The 22364-nt window shown below is 57.4% G+C and carries 14 protein-coding genes; 8 read left to right on the plus strand and 6 right to left on the minus strand.

Translation table 11 applies throughout. The features are described 5' to 3' along the window. Positions 1-259: 259 nt before the first annotated feature. The 6 genes from ABC383_RS25410 to ABC383_RS25435 form a co-directional block, all read right to left on the minus strand. Complete coding sequence (locus tag ABC383_RS25410; protein WP_413018403.1) at positions 260-757, minus strand: hypothetical protein; 498 nt, start codon at positions 755-757, stop codon at positions 260-262. A gap of 941 nt (positions 758-1698) precedes the next feature. Beyond that, positions 1699-3903 carry an aldehyde oxidoreductase molybdenum-binding subunit PaoC gene (gene paoC / locus ABC383_RS25415; RefSeq protein WP_413018405.1) on the minus strand — a complete coding sequence of 735 codons (2205 nt, stop codon included), beginning with the start codon at positions 3901-3903 and terminating at the stop codon, positions 1699-1701. A gap of 4 nt (positions 3904-3907) precedes the next feature. Next, the gene (locus ABC383_RS25420; protein ID WP_413018407.1) at positions 3908-4861 is read right to left on the minus strand and encodes an FAD binding domain-containing protein; all 954 of its coding nucleotides are present in this window, start codon (positions 4859-4861) and stop codon (positions 3908-3910) included. Further along, positions 4858-5505 (minus strand): aldehyde dehydrogenase iron-sulfur subunit PaoA, encoded by a 648-nt coding sequence (paoA, locus tag ABC383_RS25425; protein ID WP_413018409.1) that lies wholly within the window; start codon positions 5503-5505, stop codon positions 4858-4860. The genes ABC383_RS25420 and paoA overlap by 4 nt, the downstream gene beginning before the upstream one ends. Positions 5506-6780: 1275 nt before the next feature. Beyond that, a complete protein-coding gene (locus ABC383_RS25430; RefSeq protein ID WP_413018410.1) occupies positions 6781-7527 on the minus strand; it encodes a class II aldolase/adducin family protein in 747 nt (248 codons plus the stop codon). Between the two features lie 858 nt (positions 7528-8385). Then, positions 8386-9258 (minus strand): LysR family transcriptional regulator, encoded by an 873-nt coding sequence (locus ABC383_RS25435; protein WP_413018412.1) that lies wholly within the window; start codon positions 9256-9258, stop codon positions 8386-8388. Positions 9259-9359: 101 nt separating this feature from the next. Here ABC383_RS25435 and ABC383_RS25440 point away from each other — a divergent pair, with 101 nt between their 5' ends. The 8 genes from ABC383_RS25440 (at position 9360) to katG (ending at position 21990) form a co-directional block, all read left to right on the plus strand. After that, entirely contained in the window at positions 9360-11087 is a 1728-nt protein-coding gene (locus ABC383_RS25440; RefSeq protein WP_413018414.1) for an acyl-CoA dehydrogenase family protein, read from the plus strand. Positions 11088-11119: 32 nt separating this feature from the next. Continuing rightward, on the plus strand, positions 11120-12097 hold the full coding sequence (locus ABC383_RS25445; protein WP_413018416.1) for a Bug family tripartite tricarboxylate transporter substrate binding protein: 978 nt from the start codon (positions 11120-11122) through the stop codon (positions 12095-12097). 22 nt (positions 12098-12119) lie between these two features. Next, a complete protein-coding gene (locus tag ABC383_RS25450; RefSeq protein WP_413018418.1) occupies positions 12120-13226 on the plus strand; it encodes a CaiB/BaiF CoA transferase family protein in 1107 nt (368 codons plus the stop codon). A gap of 44 nt (positions 13227-13270) precedes the next feature. Further along, positions 13271-14458 carry an acyl-CoA dehydrogenase gene (locus ABC383_RS25455; protein WP_413018420.1) on the plus strand — a complete coding sequence of 396 codons (1188 nt, stop codon included), beginning with the start codon at positions 13271-13273 and terminating at the stop codon, positions 14456-14458. A gap of 845 nt (positions 14459-15303) precedes the next feature. Then, the gene (locus tag ABC383_RS25460) at positions 15304-16539 is read left to right on the plus strand and encodes a glutamate carboxypeptidase (protein ID WP_413018422.1); all 1236 of its coding nucleotides are present in this window, start codon (positions 15304-15306) and stop codon (positions 16537-16539) included. A 374-nt stretch (positions 16540-16913) separates the two neighbouring features. Further along, positions 16914-17804: a class I SAM-dependent methyltransferase gene (locus ABC383_RS25465; protein ID WP_413018424.1), complete on the plus strand. Its 891-nt coding sequence runs from the start codon at positions 16914-16916 to the stop codon at positions 17802-17804. Between the two features lie 362 nt (positions 17805-18166). After that, the gene (locus ABC383_RS25470) at positions 18167-19006 is read left to right on the plus strand and encodes an EamA family transporter (RefSeq protein ID WP_413018425.1); all 840 of its coding nucleotides are present in this window, start codon (positions 18167-18169) and stop codon (positions 19004-19006) included. Between the two features lie 794 nt (positions 19007-19800). Further along, positions 19801-21990 (plus strand): catalase/peroxidase HPI, encoded by a 2190-nt coding sequence (katG, locus tag ABC383_RS25475; protein WP_413018427.1) that lies wholly within the window; start codon positions 19801-19803, stop codon positions 21988-21990. Positions 21991-22364: the final 374 nt, after the last annotated feature.

A 22364-nucleotide genomic window follows, 5' to 3' on the forward strand; every position in this document is an offset into this window, starting at 1 on the left:
CAGTGGCTACTCGTACTTAAAGGTAACTACACGCATGCAAGGGGAGAGCATGGAGAAGGCCGGGAGCGATCTTTATAGCCGGCGCCAATCGGCTGTACTTTTCAGGAATGGTATGCCAAGTTTTGCTGAAAAGTGCCTCTGCTAACGAAGGCGCATTCTATTCGTTAAAATTGGCGCACGAAAAGGTGTGAGCGCATTGTCCGCGTTAAATTGCTGCCTGATCATAGAAAGCCAGAAAGCATGACGCCATAGAGCGCCGTCATGCCAGCCCACAATATCCTTTATCGTCCATTTTTAAAATGGCTGCTGCCCTAGCAGAAAGAGCAGTGGATTTTTCTACGCCATCCCCATCGCCGTAAGGAACAAGGACGAATGGATAAGTCTCAAATCCAGAATTGCCGGCCTCAATAATAATAAACGTTTTTTCTTCGCCGCTAAGCCGCGCTCGAACCCACGAATAGCGGGAAAGATCGACGACATGCTGCCGTATAACGTAACCCAATAAACGTGTTTCTTTACACAGGTTTCGATTGTCGCCGTCAAGTAATGCGGTGGTCGTCGTTTTGCGCAGAACTAACCAAGGTAAGAACCATAAAACAAAAATCGTAAGGGTCACCAAGAAAATAGTCTTGCTAGGCGAGTGCAAAGCGAAAAGGAGCGGCCATATTTTTATCGCTGTGCCAATGATAAGAGCGCCTTGCAGCCCCCACCGAAAAGGGGCTGCAACACGATATGTTTCTAGTTCAACCGTTGCCATCTTGCCGTTCCTTCTTCGAAACTTAGCGTAACCATACCGCTTCTCATGTGAGCGTAAATACAATGTACGCCTGCCTTCGGCTAATTCATGCCGTTCGCTAGTGCCGTTGACCAGTCATACTAAAGGCTGATGTGCAGGGAAATGAAGATTAGAAGTCGCTACCGGCACTGCTTTGTGGTACCACGGTGATAAGCCAGTGGTGCAGTTGCGCTGGTCAATGGCGCGTGATCCTCTGTAGGAGCTTGAAACCCAAGCATTCCTGTGTCCTGACCAGAACACCACGCCAGTCCAAATACTGAGCTGGTTTCCAAGCACTGGCAAATCGAGGTGACGTTTTAAGAAGCGCGTGCCCATCTTGGCCTGGAGACGCAGCGCCATTGGTCCGACAATGCCACTGAGCGCAGCACGCCGGTCATTCTGGCGCTGTACTCGATGGTGACTTTGTTAGGCAAAGAGTTGCTTGAGCAGAAGCAATGCGGCCATCGGACAAACTGCCTTGTATCGCAAGGACAGCGCAACCTTCTCCAACACCATTGCGTTGGTGCCCGGCATCTATGGAGCAGCGAAGATTTATGGATATCGGATAAACCACCCGATATGGTGCAAATCCCACGTCCCTTGTTCGACTACCTTATCGATACCTTGGGCTACGCGGCATAAATGGAGAAAATCCAGAAAAAAATGGGGCGAAAAAGGTGGCCTGCGATGGCGGTCCGCTACGCGGACTGCCCGCGTCGCTAGGAACTGAAACGGGAAGCGTCGGAAACTCGTTGCGCTCAGACAGACGACGCTGCTTTATCCATTTGAGTCCCTGGCGACGCGTCGCCATCTAACGAAAATTTACGTCAAACGCAACTGCAGCTGTCGCTGCGCGGAGCTAGTTGCAAGTGTCGCTGCGCGGGCAACGGCACATGCATTCCGCCGCGACAGCGCCCAGTCCCTTACAGCTGCGCCGGCATCTTCGCCAAAAGCTTGTCTAGCGTGACAGGATAGTCCCGCACCCGCACGCCAGTGGCGTTATACACCGCGTTCGCAATCGCCGCCGCCACGCCGCAAAGGCCCAACTCACCTACACCCTTGGCCTTCATCGGCGATGAAATCGGATCCGTCTCGTCAAGGAAGATCACATCCTGATGCGGGATGTCGGCATGCACCGGCACCTCATAGCCGGCCAGGTCATGATTGACGAAATAGCCGTAGCGCTTGTCCACCACCAGGTCTTCCATCAGCGCTGCACCCACACCCATAGTCATCGCTCCGATCACTTGGCTGCGCGCCGACTTCGGGTTCAGGATGCGCCCGGCGGCGCACACTGCCAGCATGCGCCGGACACGAGTCTCACCGGTGGCGGCATCGACACCGACTTCGATAAAATGCGCGCCGAATGTCGATTGCTGGTACTTCTTGTCCAGGTCGCCATATTCCATCTGGTCTTCGGCGATGAGTTCGCCGCCCTCTGCCGCCTGCGCCAGCGGCATCGAGTGTCCGCCCGCGCGCACCATGCCACCCACGAACTCGGCCGTGGCGGCATCCACGCCGAGTTGCTTCGACACTGCCTCGCGCATCTTCATACACGCGGCATAGACGCCGGCGGTCGAGCTGTTAGCGCCCCATTGGCCGCCGGATCCGGCAGATACGGGAAAAGACGAGTCGCCCAGCTTGACGACTACCTTGTCCATCCCCACGCCCATCATTTCGGCAGCGGTCTGGGCAATGATGGTGTAGCTGCCTGTGCCAATGTCGGTCATGTCGGTTTCCACCGTGACCGTGCCGTTACGGTCCAGGCGGATGCGTGCAGCGGACTTCATCACGAGATTGTTGCGGAATGCCGCTGCAACGCCATGGCCGATCAGCCAGCGGCCGTCACGGGTCTGGCCCGGATGCAGGTTGCGCGCGTTCCAGCCGAATTTTTCGGCACCGGTGCGTAGGCATTGCACCAGCTTGCGCTGGGAAAACGGACGGCTTGGCTTTTCAGGGTCGACCTGAGTGTCGTTCAGAATGCGGAAGGCGACCGGGTCCATCTTGAGCTTCTCCGCCATCTCATCGATGGCGATTTCCAGCGCCATCAGTCCCGGCGCCTCGCCTGGTGCACGCATTGCATTGCCTTCGGGCAGATCGAGCACGGCAAGCCGCATGCTGGTCATGCGATTCGCGCCGGCATACAGCAGGCGGGTCTGCATGACCGCAGTCTCGGGTTGTCCATCCGGCAAGTCGCCGGACCAACTTTCATGGCCGATCGCGCTGATCTTGCCGCTGCGGTCGGCGCCGATGCGGATGCGCTGGATGGTTGCGGGGCGGTGCGTGGTGTTGTTGAACATCATCGGGCGGGACAGCGCCACCTTGACCGGGCGCTTTACCGTCCATGCGCCGAGCGCGGCCAGCAGCGCCTCGGTGCGCAGGAACAGCTTTCCGCCAAAGCCGCCGCCGACGAACGGCGACACTAGGCGCACCCTGTCCTTGGCGACGCCAAGCGTCTTGGCCAGGTCATCGTGGCCCCAGCCCACCATTTGGTTTGATGTCCACACAGTGAGCTTGTCGCCGTCCCAGGACGCAATCGATGCATGCGGCTCCATCATGGCGTGCGACTGGTCGGGTGTGGTGTAAGTCGCATCAAGCCTGACCGGCGCGCCGGCGAACGCGCCTGCGAAATCGCCAGCCTTGCTGTCGGGCGGACTGTCTCCGCCTTTCGGCTTGGTCGCCTTGCCCTTTGCATCTGCCAGGCTGTAGGTACCCTTTTCGGCTGCGTATTTCACGTGCACCAGCTGTGCAGCGGTACGCGCCTGCTCAAAGGTCTCTGCCACCACCAGCGCAATCGCCTGGTGATAGTGCTGGATGTTCGGCCCGCCAAGCAGCTTAGCGGTGTTCTTGCTGCCCTTGCCCAGTTTGCCGACGTTCTCGGCCGTGATGACGGCGAGCACGCCCGGCGCGCGCTTGGCGTCGCTGGTGTCCATGGATACGATACGGCCCTTGGCGATGGCTGAGCCGACCACGTGGCCATAAACCGCATTCGGCGCGACCTTGTTCTGCTCATAAGCATAGAGGGCCATCCCGGTGGTTTTCATTGCGCCGTCGATACGGTCGATAGGCTTGCCGATGACCTTGAGCTGGTCGATCGGATTAGTGCCTGCGGGGGTCGTAAATTTCATTGGTTCAGCCTCTCTTCGCTTCTGTCAGCACCGACTGCAACGTGCGCTGGAGCAGGGGAATCTTGAATGCGTTTTCAGGGGTGGTCCTGGCATCGGCCAGCAAGCCTTCGGCAACCGCTTTGGCGCCGTCAGGCATTTTCTGTTCCGCCGATTCCACCCGCCATGGCTTGTGCGCCACGCCGCCGACGGCAACCCTGCCGCTGCCGTCCGGCTGCACGATGGCAGCAACCGAGATTAGCGCGAACGCATACGAAGAGCGGTCGCGCACCTTGCGATAGATGTGGGTGCCGCCGACTGGCCGCGGTAGGGTCACCGCGGTGATCAGCTCGCCGGGCGCCAAGGCATTCTCGATATGCGGCGTCGTACCTGGCAGCTTGTGGAAATCCGCTATCGGTATGACGCGGGTCGTGCCGTCAGGCCGTATTGTCTCGACTTCCGCATCGAGGATGCGCATGGCAATGGCCATGTCGCTCGGATGGGTCGCGATGCAGGCATCGCTGACACCGACGATGGCGTGCTGGCGACTGTAGCCATTGATGGCTGAACAGCCGCTGCCGGGGCTGCGCTTGTTGCAGGGCTGGTTGGTGTCATAAAAATACGGGCAGCGCGTGCGTTGCAGCAGGTTGCCGGCAGTGGTGGCCTTGTTTCTCAGTTGCCCGGATGCGCCTGACAGCAGCGCACGCGACAACACCGCGTAATGACGACGCACGTTCTCATTGGCCGCAAGCTCGGTGTTACGCACCAGCGCGCCGATGCGCAAGCCGCCTGTTGGCGTCGCTTCCATCTTATCGAGCGACAGGCCGTTGACGTCGATCAGCTGGGTGGGCGTTTCGATTTCCAGCTTCATCAGGTCCAGCAGGTTGGTGCCGCCAGCAATGAAGCGGGCGCGTGGATTTTGTTGCGCAGCCGCAGCGGCCTGAGCTGCCGTGCCTGCTCGTAGATAGGTAAAGGCTTTCATGCGGCACCTCCGGCAACTTCGGTCATGGCGTCGACGATGTTGGAATACGCGCCGCATCGACAAATATTGCCACTCATGCGTTCACGCAGTTCAGCGGCGCTCAGCAAGGGGCGCGCGTTGAGGTCGTCGGTCACGTGGCTGGGAATGCCCTGCTTGATTTCGTCCAGCGTCGCCACGGCCGAACAGATCTGACCCGGCGTGCAGTAGCCGCACTGGTAGCCATCATGCTTGATGAATGCGGCCTGCATCGGATGCAGCTCGCCGGCGGTGCCGAGGCCTTCGATGGTCGTAACCTTGGACGTCTGGTGCATGACCGCCAGGCTCAGGCAGGAATTGATGCGCTGGCCGTCGACGATCACGGTGCAGGCGCCGCATTGGCCATGATCGCAGCCCTTCTTAGTGCCGGTCAGGTGCAGGTGCTCGCGCAGTGCATCGAGCAACGTGGTGCGAGTGTCGAGATCCAGCTGATGGGTTTCGCCGTTGACCTCGAGCGAGACCTCTACTGTCTGCGGCGCCAAGTCGTTGCCGGGCGGCGTCGCGGCCTGTGCGCCAGGCACTACGGGTGCGCCCAAGGCCGTTGCCGATATCGCGCTAGTGATAAGCATATTGCGCCTTGAAATTTTAATGTTGGCGAAGTGGTCCATGGAGAGTTGCTTCCTGTGATCTAGTGAAACGGCTGAGCGGTGAGTGACCATGGGGGCGTGGAACTGACCGCCGACCGGCTGGAGGTGGGGCTAAGCGCAGTTCCTGTTGTTTGGTACATCTCTCACAGAATGATTAACTCATCGGTAAGTTCCGCGGTGCAAGCGAGGTTGTGGCGGCATCTAGCGAAAGCTTGATGGTTTGCCAGTGAGTAGCGATGGGGCAAGTAAATTGTCGGGTGCGTGAGTAGCTTTGCGATGGTGGAGAAGGGGCTTCGGCGTGGGTACCGTTAAGGCAGAGCGCCATTGCTGCTGTTGCTTGGCGGATAAAGCGTTGCTTCGCTCACTGCTGTGGTGAGTAGCCCGGAGTTCGTCCCGGCAACCAACACGCTTATTTGCTTCGCCAAAGATTGGACTTCCCTCTATATGCGAGCGAGACGGCAAGCCTGAAAGGTTCTATCATCATATGACAGCTCAGGCATCAGAGGCTGATCACGGCGAATCCTTCCTCAAGCTAGCTTCACCGGGTTTGATCACCGAATCCTTGTTTTTCAAGCGCGCATGGCAGTCAGCGCAGACATTGCTGGCTAGCGCCATCCTGGGTGTTGGTACATGCACCGTTGCTTCCTGCCTGCGCGTCATGAACTTGGCCGGATGCTCCCAGTTCCAGCGATTTCATCGTGTGCTCAACCGTGCAAAACGGTCGCCCTCGAAGCAAGCCAGCGTTCACGGCTAACCTTGATCGAAGCCGTTGTCGACGGACCGGTGATTGTAAGGCTCGACGACCCCACTGAACGGGGCCGCGGCGCAAGTATTACAGCCGGCAATTTTATGTAGGAAGCTGGCATACATTGATTGAGGAATCGACTGGCGGCTGGGGGTCGATTTCTTTCGTTCAGGCTACGGCAACAGCTGGTCAAAAGCGGACGGTTGCCTTTATTCGATAGCGGAAGCTACTCTTGCCCAACCCGTGCGGGGTTGCTTGACCGTATCCCAATGTCGAGCTTCGTCAGTGGCGTGCAGGTAGATTCTTGTGGTGTAGAGCGCGCATCACTGTTGACCACAAATGAAAGTGGTAGCTGAATGCCGAATCCGGTAGCTACGACGAAGCCAGGGCCGCATCTCTCTTGAGTAGCAATCCTCGTCGATCAAATTTCCTATCAGCGTTCCATTTGCGGATGAGACGCCCTTGCACGAGGCCTGAAGCTTCATCGCCGGAGTCGACGTCGTAAGTAAGGGCAACTAGACTAGCCAGAACCAATCGCCTGGCCTTTGTCATCAATCCGCATAGCCGGGCATCTCGCGATCCAACACCCGCATCATAGCCGCAAAATAGAGCGCCTCACGCTCTTCCTGCGAATGACTATTACGAGGATTTGGTCGGCTCACCTTCTCCACAGTGGTCTCGTCAAGTAGCGCCAACGGCCGCCCGGTAGACATCGCCAGTATCTGCGCGCGGCAAACGCGCTCTAGCTTATACAACCGTCGATAAGCCTGCGCGATCGTTTCGCCGATCACGAGAACGCCGTGGTTTTTCATAAAAAGAATTTGCTTGGTACCTAGAATGGCAGCAAGTCGCTCCCCCTCGCTCAGCGAGGCAGCCAAGCCCTCGTAGCCGTCGTCATAAGCAACTTGTGGCGTGAGGAACGCTGCGGTCTGACTCCCGGGAAGCAGACGGTTGTCTTCCATCATGTTCAGCGCTAAAGCCCAAGTCTGATGAGTGTGCAGGACCACATTCGCACCGGTGATTCGATGAAGAGGAGCGTGAATACTCAGCGCGCTGAGTTCCAAGGTTCCATTTCCTTCAAGAACGTCGCCAGCTTCGTTGAATACAATCAAGTCGCTCGCCCTCGCTTCGGACCAGTGTCGGCCAAACGGGAGTACTAGGTAATGATCTTCCTTACCCGGAACGCGCGCTGTGAAATGGTTATCTATACCTTCTTCCAGGTCGTCATACACAGCCAGCCGGTTCGCGGCAGCCAAAAGAACGCGGACGCTCCAAACCTCATCGTTTCCGTAATTCATTCTAACAACCCTTGCTCATGAAATGTCGAAGTGAGTATATACGTCGTCGAGCCCATTCAATCATTGGGCAACACCGATTGAAGCTGATCGGTCTGATGAATAAATTGTTAGCCGATGAGCTTCCTGAGTAAAAGGTCCCAATCTATCACCGTATGGTAAAAAGAAATTTCAAAAAGCCTGGAAAAGTCTGGGAAAACTAGCGTAATTCAAATATTCCGGTTGGACAACTGCTTTGAATCGATAGTGAAATTTCCCTGAGAGAAAAGCTATTGGATTATCACCTCTGCCCAGTGCTTAAATCGTGTTAGCGTACAGCTGGTTTGGCTTCAAAGTTGACAGCCGTTTTCCTTCGTTCCAAAAATGAACGTATTTTGGAGTAACTATTAATTCTTCTGTGCTGATCTCAGATGCAACAGAAGATTATCTGTTCATTTCCGTCGGAAACTGAATTCTTTGCGAACATGAGGGGCGATTCGGCAAAAGGTGTCCAGCGCTGTGCACTAGCATAAATCAATGCTTTGCTAAGCGCTCTGGTACGAAAGCCACGGCCACAGCACGTTAGTCGGTCTTGTTGAAGGCGCTGGCTTGGGTGATTACACTGCCGGCACCAAAGACAACGTTGTTCTGCATGAGACCCAGGGTGCCTACTGACCCGCCATCCATGATGAACGTGCAGCGCGAACTATCGTCGTTGCGGAAGGTGTTGATGACATCTTTGACCTGTGAAAGCAGACGTTGATGATAGCTTTTTAAAGGACAGTTGCCGGATCAAGAACGGTTACGCCTCTAGCCTTCCAAATACTGCAATAAGCCCAATCGGACACCAATCTGGATTGATAAGGAAGCAGCGTCAATGCCCTACGTACGGAAGGTGTCCAGCAGTGCAGGTAGCACCGAGGGCATCTCCCGTTCATTCCATACGCAATAGACATCCGAAACATATTTTGATTGTGGAATTGGCAAAAAATGCACACCGGCAATGCCTGAATCAGCCAAAGCGCGAGGCACCAGCGCAATGCCCATGCCTTTCGAGACCAGCGACACCACGCTGAGCCAGTGTCGGACTTCGTGTCTGACACGCGGTTGAAGGCCCTGCTCGGCGCACAACGCAAGGATGCGTTCGTAGTAATCGGGCGAAGCATCGCGGGCAAACAGCACGAATGGTTCTTCGGACAGGGCATGTAACATCACCATTTTTTCTCCTACTGCGGGATGTCCTTTTGGCACGCAACAGACAAACGGCTCTGACCGATACAGCATTTTCTCTAGTTCCCGCGGCACCCGCTCGGTATGTACAAAACCAAGGTCGATTTGGCCACGCAACAATGCATCGATTTGTTCCGCCGAGTTCAGTTCCGTGAGCACGATTTCCACCCGCGGCTGGGCTTTTTGAAATGTGGTCAGCCGCTCAGGCATGTCGCGATACAGCATGGAGCCGACAAAACCGATACGCACCCGGCTAAGCACTCCTTTCGCCACTTGGCGCACGATATCCTGGGCCTGCTCGGTCTCTGCGAGCAAACGCAGGGCCGCTTCCCGAAACGCTACCCCAGCTGGCGTCAGCTTCACGCCCTTGCTGTTGCGTTCAAATAGGGTAACGCCCAGCGATCCTTCCAGTTGCTGGATATTGATGCTCAATGGTGGCTGCGAGATAGACAGGCGCTGGGCCGCGCGGCCGAAATGCAATTCGTCGGCCAGCACCACGAAATAGCGCAGGTGTCGGAATTCCATAGGCCGGCAACCATTAAAATTAAGTATCGGTCTATTTTAAATCAATATTTGACTGCTATGCATGAACATCTAACATGGCATCACTATTTCAGGAGACCGCCATGGATATTGGATCAAATGCCGCCGTCGATTTGCCAATCCCCGATCGTTTCGGGGTCAACGCATTCGAAGAAGACGGAGAATTCGAAGCGCTGCTACGCCACTATCTGCCCGAGGAGTTGTTGCAGCATCTGCGCCCGCACCTGCATCGCCTAGGAGAGCTGGCAGGCGGGACGCTGGATACGCTGGCCAATACCGCGGACCATCATCCGCCGACACTGGAGCATCGCACGCGAACCGGCGTCGACCAGCAGCGCATCCTGAAGCATCCTGCTTATGTGGAAATGGAGCGCTTGGCATTCGCCGAGTTTGGCTTGGCAGCCATGTCGCATCGCGCAGGCGTGCTGGGTTGGCCGGCAACCATGCCGGCCGCCGCGAAATATGCAATGACCTATCTTTTTGTCCAGGCCGAATTCGGTCTTTGCTGCCCGTTGTCGATGACAGATTCGCTGACCCGAACCCTGCGCAAGTTCGGCTCGCCCGAACTGGTCGAGCGTTACCTGCCGGCCTTGCTGGCGCAAGACCTCGACAGCTTGGCCCAGGGGGCGATGTTTATGACGGAACAGGGCGCCGGCTCTGACATTGCCGCCACCTCGACCCTGGCGCGTCCCGATGGCGCGGCCTGGAAACTGACCGGGGACAAATGGTTTTGCTCAAATCCGGATGCGGCGCTGGCGATGGTGCTGGCGCGGGTAGAGGGTGCGCCAGAGGGCATGAAGGGCGTGTCGCTGTTCCTGCTGCCGCGCATGCTGGAGGATGGCAAGCCGAACGCTTACCACATCATCCGGCTGAAGGACAAGCTCGGCACGCGCTCGATGGCCAGTGGCGAGATCCGGCTGGAGGGTGCCACCGCCTACCTGGTGGGCGAACTTGGGCGCGGCTTCGTCCAGATGGCTGACATGGTGAATAATTCTCGCTTGTCGAATGGCGTGCGCGCCGCCGGCATGATGCGCCGTGCCGCCGCGGAGGCGCTCTACATTGCGCGCCATCGGAAGGCCTTCGGCCGCCGGCTGATCGACATGCCGCTGATGCAGCGCCAGCTTGCCAAGATCATTTTGCCGGGCGAGCAGGCCCGCACCATGATGTTCCAGGCCGCGGAAGCGTTACGCCGCTCGGACAGCGGCGATGCGACTGCCTATGCACTGGTGCGTATCCTTACGCCTATGCTCAAGTTTCGTGCGTGCCGCGATGCGCGCCGGGTTACTGGCGATGCGATGGAAGTGCGTGGCGGCTGCGGCTACATTGAAGAGTGGAGTGACCCTCGGCTGGTGCGTGATGCGCACCTCGGATCGATATGGGAAGGCACCAGCAATATCGTCGCCCAGGATGTGATCCGTGCCATCGTACGTGAGTCCTCCCTCGTCGTGCTGCGTGAACATTTGAGTGGCCTACTGGATCGCAGTGAAATTGATGTGTCGGTGAAAGCAAAGCTGTCGGAGCTGCTTGACCGCTCTTGTCGCCTCGCCGAGATGGCAACCCAGGCAGGCAGCGATGGTCTGGCCCGCCAAGCCGCGTCCGGCCTTTATCACGCAAGCAGCGCAATTGCGATGGCATGGGAAGCATCGGCAACCAGGTCGGCGCGTCGCATGGCAATGGCGCAACTTGTGGCAAGACACCGGCTCATGCCGCGTGATCCGCTGCAGGCGGACTCAGGCGATGGGTTGGATCTCTTGTTCAACGAAGACTCGGCAGGGATTAACCCGGCCCAAGTAAACCTGCTGCACCCATGATTTTCATAGGTAACACATAACAGGAGACGACAATGAAACCAACTTTTTTCCTTTCTGCACTGCTTCTGGGACTGGTGGCTGCCGCACCGCCCGCCCATGCGCAAAACGACTTCCCCGCGAAACCGATTACGATGGTGGTCCCGTTCCCGCCAGGCGGGCCGACTGATGCGATGGCGCGCGCCATCGCCAACGAGGCGAAGGCAACGCTGGATCAGCCCGTCATCATCGAAAACCGGCCGGGGGCGGGCGGCAATCTGGGCGCCGACTTCGTGGCGCGGGCGCCGGCCGACGGCTATACGCTTATGTTCGGCACCTCCGGGCCGCTGGCCATCAATGTCAGCCTTTACAAGAAGCTGAATTATGATCCGCTGCGCAGTTTTACGCCCGTCATCAACATCGGTTACCTGCCGAATGTGCTGATCGTCAATTCGAGCGTGCCGGCGAAAGACGTGCGTGAACTGATTGCCTATGACAAGGCGAATGCCACCAAGCTGACTTATGCGTCATCGGGCAACGGCGCTTCTTCCCATCTGGCTGGGGTGATGTTCAACGGCGTGGCAGGTACCAGTTTTCAGCATGTTCCCTATAAGGGCACCGGCCCGGCGCTGAACGATTTGCTCGGTGGCCATGTTTCCATGGCTTTTACCGACGTGCTTACTGCGCTGCCCTTCATCAAAACCGGCAAGCTGCGGGTACTGGGGGTAACCACCGCCACGCCATCGCGGGCATTGCCGGGCGTGCCGACCATTGCGGAACAGGGCGTGAAAGGATTCGATGTGAGCGTGTTCTTCGGCATCGTAGCGCCGGCGGACACGCCGCCCAAGGTCGTAGCGAAATTGAACCACGCATTCGCGGTGGCGTTGCAGAAACCCGAATTGGCAAAAATGCTTGCCGAACAGGGTCTGGAAATGGCGACCAGCACCGATCCGGAAAATCTGCGCGCATTTATGAGAAACGAAATCACGAAGTGGCAGACGGTAGTCAAGTACTCGGGCGCCCAGCTCGATTAACCACCTCAACAGGATAACCACCATGACAACATTGACTGCAGGTGCCCTGAACGGCATACGCGTGATCGACCTTTCCCGTGTCCTTGGCGGCCCCTATTGTGGGCAGGTACTGGGCGACCATGGCGCCGACGTGCTAAAAATTGAACCTCCGCAGGGCGACGATACCCGCGCATGGGGGCCGCCGTTCCGCAACGGCGTGGCCTCGTATTACCTGGGATTGAACCGCAACAAGCGCGGTATGCGGCTCGACCTGACTCAGCCATCCGGCCGTGAGACGCTACTGGAACTCTTAGCTGAGGCGGATGTGCTGGTCGAAAATTTCAAAACTGGTACGCTGGAAAAGTGGGGACTGGGCTTTAACACGTTATCCGAGCGTTTTCCGCGCCTGATTCATTGCCGTGTCAGCGGCTTCGGCGCAGATGGGCCGCTTGGCGGGCTTCCCGGCTACGATGCGGCAATTCAAGCAATGAGCGGGATTATGAGCGTCAATGGCGAAGCAACTGGCGATCCATTGCGTGTCGGTCTGCCAGTTGTCGACATGGTCACCGGACTGAATGCGGTCATCGGCGTGCTGCTGGCTCTACAGGAACGCCAGCACAGCGGCAAGGGACAATTCGTAGAGGCAGCGTTGTACGATAGCGGCCTGTCCCTATTGCATCCCCACGCGGCAAACTGGTTCCTGAGTGGAAAAACGCCCGAACGCAGTGGCAATGCGCATCCCAACATTTATCCATACGACGCATTTCCCACAAAGACCGAACCCATTTACCTAGCCGTAGGCAACGACAGGCAGTTTGCCAGCTTATGCATGGTGCTGGGCGAGCCTGCGCTGGCGCACAAGCCGGAATTCATGGATGCGAAGGCGCGCTCCACCAACCGCGCTGCGCTGCGCGAAAGGCTTGTCTCGCTGCTGCAGGAGGTGGATGGCAAGGCGCTGTCAGAGCACCTAATGCAGGAAGGCGTGCCGAGCGCGCCTATTCTCGACGTAAAAAGCGCGCTCGAGCATCCGCATACCGAGCATCGACAGATGGTGGTACGCATGCCGGACGGCTATACCGGCATTGGATCGCCAATCAAGCTGAGCCGCACGCCCGCAACTTACCGTCTTGCCCCACCGGATGCGGACTGAAACGGCGTTATGTCGCACACCCTGCCAATATGATGAGACCAACTATGCCAACTTTAAGCCAAAAAGCACAATTCCACTGGGACGATCCGCTGCTGCTGGACCAGCAGCTTACTGACGAAGAGCGCATGGTGCGCGATGCCGCGGCTGCCTACTGCCAGGACAAGCTGCAGCCGCGCGTGCTGGACGCCTTCCGCAATGAAACCACCGATCCGGCCATCTTCCGTGAAATGGGCGAACTCGGCCTGCTCGGCCCAACCATTCCCGAACAGTACGGCGGCCCCGGACTGAACTATGTCAGCTACGGCCTGATCGCTCGCGAAGTCGAGCGCGTCGATTCCGGCTACCGCTCGATGATGAGCGTGCAGTCCTCGCTGGTGATGGTGCCGATCTATGAATTCGGCACCGAAGAGCAGAAGCAGAAGTTCCTGCCCAAGCTGGCCCGCGGCGAATGGATAGGCTGCTTCGGCCTGACCGAACCCAACCACGGCTCCGACCCCGGCTCCATGGTCACCCGCGCCAGGAAGGTCGACGGCGGCTATGAGCTGTCCGGCGCGAAGATGTGGATTTCCAACTCCCCGATCGCCGACGTGTTCGTGGTCTGGGCCAAGGACGACGAAGGCGCGATCCGCGGCTTCATTCTGGAAAAAGGCATGCAGGGCCTGTCGGCCCCCGCCATCCACGGCAAGTTCGGCCTGCGCGCCTCGATCACCGGCGAGATCGTGATGGATGGCGTGTTCTGCCCGGAAGAGAATGCCTTCCCGGACGTGCGCGGCCTGAAGGGCCCGTTCACCTGCCTGAACTCGGCCCGCTACGGCATCGCCTGGGGCGCGCTGGGCGCGGCCGAAGCCTGCTGGCACACCGCGCGCCAGTATGTGCTGGACCGCAAGCAGTTCGGCAAGCCGCTGGCGGCCAACCAGCTGATCCAGAAGAAGCTGGCCGACATGCAGACCGAGATCACGCTGGGCCTGCAGGGCTGCCTGCGGCTGGGCCGGATGAAGGACGAAGGCACGGCGGCGACCTCGATCACCTCGATCATGAAGCGCAATTCCTGCGGCAAGGCGCTGGACGTGGCCCGCATCGCGCGCGACATGCTGGGCGGCAACGGCATCTCGGACGAGTTCGGCGTGATCCGCCACATGGTGAACCTGGAAGTGGTCAACACCTATGAAGGCACCCACGACATCCATGCGCTGATCCTGGGCCGCGAACAAACCGGCATCGCCGCGTTCTAAATGTTTGAGCGTTCCAAGTTAGTCATTGCGCCCATAAACTTAAATCTCGACGTTGACTAAGCGGTTTTGACGATAAGCAACGGCGTAGTTATGCGTGTCTATGCAATACGGTCGTGTAAAGGTAGTCGAGCGGACGTCTGCTCGACCGTGCTCAATGTCTGAAAGATGTCTGATTTGCCAATTGCTGAGGTGCTGTGACAGGCCGCATCTGAGAACGGCGACTTAAACCTGGCTCGTCACTCCACCAGCGAATCCGCGGCAGCAACCGGAAATGTATCCCGCGAAGTTCGGGCGCGTGAGGTTCCGTCCATTTACGCGCCTGCCTTGGGTGGACGATAGAAAAATGGAACGGTGACGTTACCGCTGGCGTAGCTTGGTGGAGCGCTAAATGGGCTGCCTCAAGCAGCCTGGAGAACAGATCGTGGCCCGACGCTGATAGCAAGTCGCTGAAATACCAGCGCGTGCCACCGTGCGGGAGCCTCTTCGTGTCGTTGCCCTCCCATTGCCGTTGCATACGCCACCACTGCGTTTATTCAAGACTGAAAGCAGAGGTCGACGATAACGATTAAAAGACAGTAGTGGACCAAAACCAGCCTAGCAGATAAGGTCTTGTCTTGGCCGATAGAGGAAGAACTGCACTTTTGAAAATACCGATGAACGCGTCAAGCTATTAAATGAAAATTAGGTGGGTCTTTTTGTAACTCTTGGGTGGTCTGAAATCAAGTAACATCCTATTTACTTGCGGGATGTGAGAACGAAACGGTGGCACGCGATCTTCCCCCTTTGCACCCTCGGTTTGATGTGTGCTTGCAGGCGGTCTTTCAAAAATCATTGATCGGAAAAACATGAAGAAAAAATGGTTGGTCTCCGTCATTACCGTGATGATGTGCGCCGCTTCCTCGGTTTGCGTGGCCCAGACGGCTAATCCGGATAATGCACTGCTGCAACTTGCGCAAAGCCATAAGGATGATTTGATGAAGGACCTTGCCACGTTGGTCAATTTCGATTCCGGCACAGACGACGCGAAGGGTCTGAAGCAGGTGGAGACCATGCTAGCGCTGCGGCTGAAGGAAGTCGGCGCGAATGTCGAAATCGTCGCGGCGCCGCCGGCCGCGGGCAATATGGTGATTGGAAAAATGCAGGGCATTGGCGCCAGGAACATCATGCTGATGATTCATTACGACACGGTCTTCGGCACGGGTGAAGCTGCGAAACGTCCGTTCAGGGTCGAGGGCAACAGGGCTTACGGTCCTGGTGTGGCCGATGCCAAGGGCGGGGCGCTGCTAATCGTCCACGCGCTGGATATCGCTCGCGAACGGGGTTTTCGAGATTACAAGACGCTGACCGTGCTCTTTAATCCGGATGAAGAAAAAAGCTCGCTCGGTTCGCGTGACATGATCGCCAAACTGGCTGCTGAACAGGACTACGTGCTGGTCTATGAGCCGCCTGAATCGGACGTGGTCACCGTTGCGACCAACGGCATTGCCTACGTTCACCTCGATGTGAAGGGCAAGGCGTCTCATGCCGGCTCCGCGCCGGAAGCCGGGCGCAATGCCGCTGTCGAACTTTCGAACCAGATCATCCAACTCAAAGACTTGGGTAGCAGCGCCAAGGGGACGACTGTTAATTGGACAGTGGTAAAGTCTGGCGACCGCGTGAACATCATTCCGGAAAAAGCCAGTGCTACAGCTGACATGCGCATGTCCGACCTCGGCGAGATTGGGCGCGTGCAGTCCGATGCAGACGCGATCATTCAGAAAAAGCTGATACCTGAAACTGAGGTAAGCGTAAGGGTAGAAAACCGCCGTCCGCCATTCAGCCGCAACCCGGACAGCGACCGCCTAGCCGCCATGGCCGATGGCATCTATAAGGAGTTAGGCAAGTCGATCAAACCATTGGCCATGCGCTACGGCACCGACGCCGGTTTCGCCTACAATCCGAAGTCCACCAAGCCGGTCGTGCTGGATGGCATGGGCATCGTCGGCGACCGTATCCATTCGTCGGATGAATGGGCCGACCTGGACAGCGTGGCGCCCAGGCTGTACTTGACCGTTCGCATGTTGGAAATGATGGGAAAGTAGCCTGTGTGCCGACGAGGTAGTTGCGCGCGGCATGGGGCGATTCATCAACGGCCCTACGCTGACCCGGAAAGCCGCTGTAATCAGTCACTTCTCCAGTTCCAGCTACGGTAGCAAACCGCCAGGAGCCGTCACTCGCAAAATGAACGAATGCCACTTTGGTTAGCTAAATGGTGTGAGCAGAAGAGTTCTTTTGCGCCTACCATGCAATTGCAGTGGCGGGGCGATCAAATGCATTTCACGCTGAGGCGGCTGTAATCGGTAGGCCCGACACGGCGTTGCCATGACGTGTCTGCATCCAGGCGGAAGCCATCGTAGTGAAGGGGAAAGCTCACCCCTCTCGCGGCGATGATCGCTTGTTCTTAATAGGAGGCTACATGCAACACAAGGAAAAAGTCTGCACCAGAAGCATCTCCCGTCTGACCGTCATCTTGCTCGCTGTCACGTCCATGCTCGGCGCTTGCGCGCAAATCGGTGACATGCATGCTGCCCCGGAAAGCGCTGCAATCTCGAAGGAGAGAATAGCTGCCATCGTGGCTAGCCCGGATCGGCGTCCCGCCGATCGCGCTAACGACCAACGTCGCAAGCCCGAACAAGTCCTGGAATTCATTGGCCTACGGACAGGCATTACCGCGATGGACCTCGGCGCCGGAGGAGGATATACCACGGAACTCCTCGCACGCGCAGTGGGTCCTAGCGGCAAGGTGTACGGGCAAAGCGCGCCGCGCAATCCAAACGCTGCGCCGCCGGCGTCTCCCGAGGTGGGTGTTGCAACCAATCTTGCTCAGACGGCCCCACCGCGCCCGGCTTCAGTCCCATCCCCCGTTACATTAGCCGAACGTGCCAAGAATTCTGCGCTAAGTCATATCGTTCCGATCGTCAGGCCGTTCGACAACCCGTTTCCGCCCGAAGTCGCGTCCAATGGACTGGACCTGGTGACATTCATGTTCAATTATCATGACATGGGGCACCTTCAGGTAGACCGTGCGCGGTTGAATAGAGCAGTGTTTGCCGCGCTCAAGCCGGGAGGCGTGTATGTCATTGCCGATCACTCGGGTCGTCCTGGAACCGGGATCTCGGAGTCGGGAACGGTGCATCGGATCGAGGAAACCTTTTTGCGGCAAGAAGTCGAAGCTGCGGGATTCGTGCTGGCGGCAGAGGGAAATTTCCTGCACAATCCCTCTGACCTGCGTGACAAAAATATGCCGGAACCGCCGCAGCCCAAGGATGCGTTCATCCTCAAATTCATCAAGCCGAGCGGAAAGTAAGAAAGGCGAGCTGTGGGCTGCTATAGCAGCGAAGATCTAGGGCTTTTTGCTTTGCAATCCGGGACAGAGCCCGGGGTATCGCACACTCAATGCGACGCTGCCCGCGGCAATCTATTGGGCAGGATGGCAGCAATTGGTCGAAATTCACCGTTCGCCAAACCACCGCGACCGTCTGCTTGCGCAATCGGTAGTTCAGATTGATAGCAGACCATCGTTGATTTTTTGTAAAGGGCAAAAACGTTTAGAAGCCCTCACTCGCTGTAACCATACTCGTTCACCGAGGAGCTCAAAAATTTTCCGCATGTCTCGCCTGCGATGATTTGTTCCCCACGCCTTTAGTCCATCAAATATCTGCCCTCACGATGTATTCAGAAGTCGGTGCCCTCATCCTTTTGGCAGCTTTAATGCATGCAGGGTGGAACGCCATGCTGCATGGAAGCAAAGACCGCTATCTTTCAATGTCGTGGATGTGTCTAACAATGAGTTTCAGTGCGGCCCTTGCAATCTTTTTTCTGCCGCTGCTCACAATCTCTTCCTGGCCATACATAGCGATTTCCGGCGTCGTGCACGTGTTGTACAACCTTTTTCTGATTAGGGCGTACGAAAACGGCGACCTAAGCACGGCCTATCCGATTGCACGCGGCTCTTCACCGTTACTAGTGGCATCCGGCGCCTTTCTGTTTGCAAATGAAGACTTGACTCTGCGTCACACGCTTGGAATCCTGCTTGTGTCTGCAGGCATCGTCGTATTGGCATTGCAGCGCGGCAGAGTAACACGACGCGGATCAGTCACCGCATTTTTGACCGGGGCGACCATCGCCGTATATACCGTTGTGGACGGAATGGGAGTGCGACAAGCGGGCGGCACAACCGCAGCAGCAGCAGCTTATACCGCGTGGTTGTTTTTACTCTTCTTTTTGACACCGGCAATATACGTGTTCAGGCACGGCATGGTGGCATTGCTCGCACCTGTAAAGGACGTGGCGACCTTTGCAACCGGAGGGCTGATCTCGGCTCTGGCATACGGCATCGTCATTTGGGCAATGCAAAACGGCGCAATGGGAGCGCTGTCAGCGCTGCGAGAAACCAGCGTGTTCTTCGCGGCCTTGCTAGGACGCGCTTTCCTCAACGAGCATCTGAACGCTGGGAAAATACTCGCCTGCCTAGTAATTGTGCTCGGCGCGTTGGCAATCGGCGCTTAAACCTTAAATAGCAACGTCGTGTGACACCATACCCTGATGGATCGAAAGGACCGTTTCGGGTCGAACCTGCTCGTTCGACCCATCACACTATTCGACCAGCTCGACTTTCAGAAGCTAGTCGACGTCACAAGGCCGAGCAGGGTGTGGTAGGAAAATAGTCCAGCGTTTCAGCCACCGACGGCAGCCGCCAAGCGACGCCCGATGTATGCTGCTCCAGCGTAGCCTTTCGCGCCGCAACGTGCGATATTTTAGTCAAAGTCTTTGTGCCAATACGGCCGAAGTTTATTGCCCGTACGCGGAATTGGCCTGAGCAAGCCAATTCGTTCGGAATAACGCAAGATGTGGACACCCAATCTAGTGGATGAAAAGACTTGCTGGATGGTTAATGGGGGCGCCATGGAAAGGAATCGTAGTTGCTTGGGTGCGTTTGAAGTTAAGGACAATTGATACGAGCATCACTGGAAATCTTTTGCTCCCTACGGCAACGAAAGCAAGTAGGAGATGCGCCGGCATTCCCGGGCCGCAGCGGGAAGACGCAATCCGAATCACCATCGCGGGCAAGGTCACAGGCTGCAGCGCATTCGTTCCCCGAAGGCTTGCGGAAGCGTCCAGCGAAGTGACGACCAGCACCATGACCATGCTTTTTAACCGTGTTATCGCCTGCGCTCACAGTCGAACGTAGATTATAGAAAATCTCTATCGGATGGTTTGTTTTAATTTGTTTTGAGTATGCAGGTCGTCGACTTAAACTTCACGAAGTTGTAAATGAACTTCACACCTTAGAGGAGCGCGTTATGTCTGAAGAAGCAAAATGCCCGGTCGCACATGAGAAAAAGCAGATTCGTACGAATGCGCACTGGTGGCCTGATCAGTTAAACCTCGGCATTCTGCATCAGCACGGAAAGCTGGGCGATCCCATGCTTGAGGATTTCGACTACAAGAAAGAATTTCAGAATCTCGATCTGAAGGCCGTCATTGCAGACCTGCACGCACTGATGACCGATTCGCAAGACTGGTGGCCTGCCGACTATGGCCATTACGGCCCCTTCTTCATCCGCATGGCCTGGCACTCCGCCGGCACCTACCGCATCTTCGACGGCCGTGGCGGCGCCCGATCGGGCGAGCAGCGTTTCGCGCCATTGAACAGCTGGCCGGACAACGGGAACCTCGATAAGGCTCGCCGCCTGCTGTGGCCAATCAAGCAGAAGTACGGCAAACAGGTGTCCTGGGCCGATCTGATGATTCTGGCCGGCAACGTCGCGCTAGAATCCATGGGCTTCAGGACCTTTGGCTTTGGTGGCGGTCGCGAAGACGTGTGGGAACCGACACCCGTCGATTGGGGTCCGGAATCGACCTGGTTGGGGGACGAGCGGTACAGCGGCGAACGCGAACTGGCCAAGCCATTGGCCGCAGTGCAGATGGGCTTGATTTACGTGAATCCGGAAGGCCCGAACGGCAATCCTGATCCGGCCAGGTCCGCACATGACATCCGCGACACCTTCGGTCGCATGGCCATGGACGATTACGAGACGGTGGCATTAATCGCCGGCGGACATACCTTCGGCAAGTGCCATGGCGCCGGTCCGGCCCATCATGTCAGCCATGAACCGGAAGGTGCGAACATCGAAGAGCTGGGTTTCGGCTGGAAGAACGCTTATGACACCGGCGTCGGCGCACACGCCATTACAAGCGGGTTGGAAGGCGCCTGGACGCCGACCCCGACCCAGTGGGACATGAGCTATTTCGAGACGCTGTTCGGCCATGAATGGGAGTTGACCAAGAGCCCGGCGGGCGCCCACCAGTGGAAGCCCAAGGGGGATACGGGTCGCAATGTGCCCGACGCGCACATCCCTGGCAAGCTGCATCAGCCCATGATGAGCACGGCCGATATGGCGCTCAAGATCGATCCGGCTTACGAGAAGATATCGCGTCACTTCATGGCCAACCCGCAGGAGTTCGCCGATGCTTTCGCCCGCGCCTGGTTCAAGCTGACGCACCGCGACATGGGCCCCAAGGTCCGCTACCTCGGCCCCCTGGTACCGCAGGAGGATTTGCTCTGGCAGGATGTGGTGCCGGCAGTCGATCATCCCTTGGTAGACGAGGCGGACATCGCGGCGCTGAAAAGAAAAGTACTGGACTCGGGCCTGACGGTGCCGCAATTAGTCAAGACGGCATGGGCTTCCGCTTCTTCCTTTCGCGGCAGCGACCTGCGTGGCGGCGCTAATGGCGCACGCGTCAGGCTAACACCCCAGAAAGACTGGGAAGCGAACGAGCCGGCAGAACTGGCGAAAGTGCTTACCAAGCTGGAAGAGATCCAGATAGCTTTTAATGGCTCCGCTTCGGTCGGCAAGAAAATTTCACTGGCCGATCTGATCGTTCTGGCGGGGTGCGCCGCAGTGGAAGCGGCTGCGTGGAAAGCCGGACACCAGATCAGCGTGCCATTCGCTCCCGGGCGTACGGATGCGTCGCTGGAACAGACTGACGTCAATTCCTTCGAGGTATTGGAGCCAGCCATCGACGGATTTCGCAACTACGTCCGCAAGGGAGGCGAAGATCATGTGGCGAAAGGCTTGATCGACAAAGCCAGCCTGCTGACCTTGACCGCGCCCGAGATGACCGTGCTCGTTGGCGGCATGCGGGCGCTGGGGGCCAACGCCAACAGTGTGCAGCATGGCATCCTGACCACGCGCCCTGGGACCCTGACGCCGGATTTCTTCGTAAACCTGCTTGACATGCGCACGGCGTGGAAGAAGGTCGAAGGCGCCGCAGGCGTGTTCGAAGGCGCCGACAGGACAACCGGAGAGCGGCGCTGGACCGCAACCCTGGCTGACCTCATCTTCGGCTCCAATGCGCAGTTGCGCGCCCTCTGCGAGGTATATGCGGCAGCCGACGGGGAATCACACTTTATGCAGGACTTCGTCAAGGCCTGGACGAAGGTAATGAACCTGGATCGTTTTGATCTGGAATATGGCAAGGCCGCTTGAGCCGACAGCATGATGAACGGGGGTTGTCCGCACAGGTGGATAACCCGTTTTTCATTCTCTCTGCTATAACGGGCGCGACAAACCTGACTGAGAGCGCCTGCTACGAGCAAGTATTCCCAGTCGCCCAGGAATCTTTTCAAAGCGTTGCCGTGTCTTCGCGAGAGGGGCTGCAAGGAGTGCCCAGCGATTTGATGCATTGAAATCAGGTTATCTCGATTCATCGGTATAGCGTATCAATAATCGATAAGGAACCGGCACCCGTTGCAGGAAAGTTTTTGAGCTTGCTTTCTTCGCTAAGGATTGCGCGCCACGGGCTGATTGCACCGTAGATATGGCAAAAGCCGGCCTGAAGCATCCTTAGAAATTCGCACTTT

The sequence above is a fragment of the Noviherbaspirillum phoenicis genome (genome assembly GCF_047237965.1).
Classification (GTDB): domain Bacteria; phylum Pseudomonadota; class Gammaproteobacteria; order Burkholderiales; family Burkholderiaceae_D; genus Noviherbaspirillum_A.

What these genes read in the sequence shown, in the direction of transcription:
- ABC383_RS25410 (WP_413018403.1), bottom strand. Translation starts at nt 757, where the DNA reads ATGGCAACGGTTGAACTAGAAACATATCGTGTTGCAGCCCCTTTTCGG.
- paoC (WP_413018405.1), bottom strand. Translation starts at nt 3,903, where the DNA reads ATGAAATTTACGACCCCCGCAGGCACTAATCCGATCGACCAGCTCAAG.
- ABC383_RS25420 (WP_413018407.1), bottom strand. Translation starts at nt 4,861, where the DNA reads ATGAAAGCCTTTACCTATCTACGAGCAGGCACGGCAGCTCAGGCCGCT.
- paoA (WP_413018409.1), bottom strand. Translation starts at nt 5,505, where the DNA reads ATGGACCACTTCGCCAACATTAAAATTTCAAGGCGCAATATGCTTATC.
- ABC383_RS25430 (WP_413018410.1), bottom strand. Translation starts at nt 7,527, where the DNA reads ATGAATTACGGAAACGATGAGGTTTGGAGCGTCCGCGTTCTTTTGGCT.
- ABC383_RS25435 (WP_413018412.1), bottom strand. Translation starts at nt 9,258, where the DNA reads ATGGAATTCCGACACCTGCGCTATTTCGTGGTGCTGGCCGACGAATTG.
- ABC383_RS25440 (WP_413018414.1), top strand. Translation starts at nt 9,360, where the DNA reads ATGGATATTGGATCAAATGCCGCCGTCGATTTGCCAATCCCCGATCGT.
- ABC383_RS25445 (WP_413018416.1), top strand. Translation starts at nt 11,120, where the DNA reads ATGAAACCAACTTTTTTCCTTTCTGCACTGCTTCTGGGACTGGTGGCT.
- ABC383_RS25450 (WP_413018418.1), top strand. Translation starts at nt 12,120, where the DNA reads ATGACAACATTGACTGCAGGTGCCCTGAACGGCATACGCGTGATCGAC.
- ABC383_RS25455 (WP_413018420.1), top strand. Translation starts at nt 13,271, where the DNA reads ATGCCAACTTTAAGCCAAAAAGCACAATTCCACTGGGACGATCCGCTG.
- ABC383_RS25460 (WP_413018422.1), top strand. Translation starts at nt 15,304, where the DNA reads ATGAAGAAAAAATGGTTGGTCTCCGTCATTACCGTGATGATGTGCGCC.
- ABC383_RS25465 (WP_413018424.1), top strand. Translation starts at nt 16,914, where the DNA reads ATGCAACACAAGGAAAAAGTCTGCACCAGAAGCATCTCCCGTCTGACC.
- ABC383_RS25470 (WP_413018425.1), top strand. Translation starts at nt 18,167, where the DNA reads ATGTATTCAGAAGTCGGTGCCCTCATCCTTTTGGCAGCTTTAATGCAT.
- katG (WP_413018427.1), top strand. Translation starts at nt 19,801, where the DNA reads ATGTCTGAAGAAGCAAAATGCCCGGTCGCACATGAGAAAAAGCAGATT.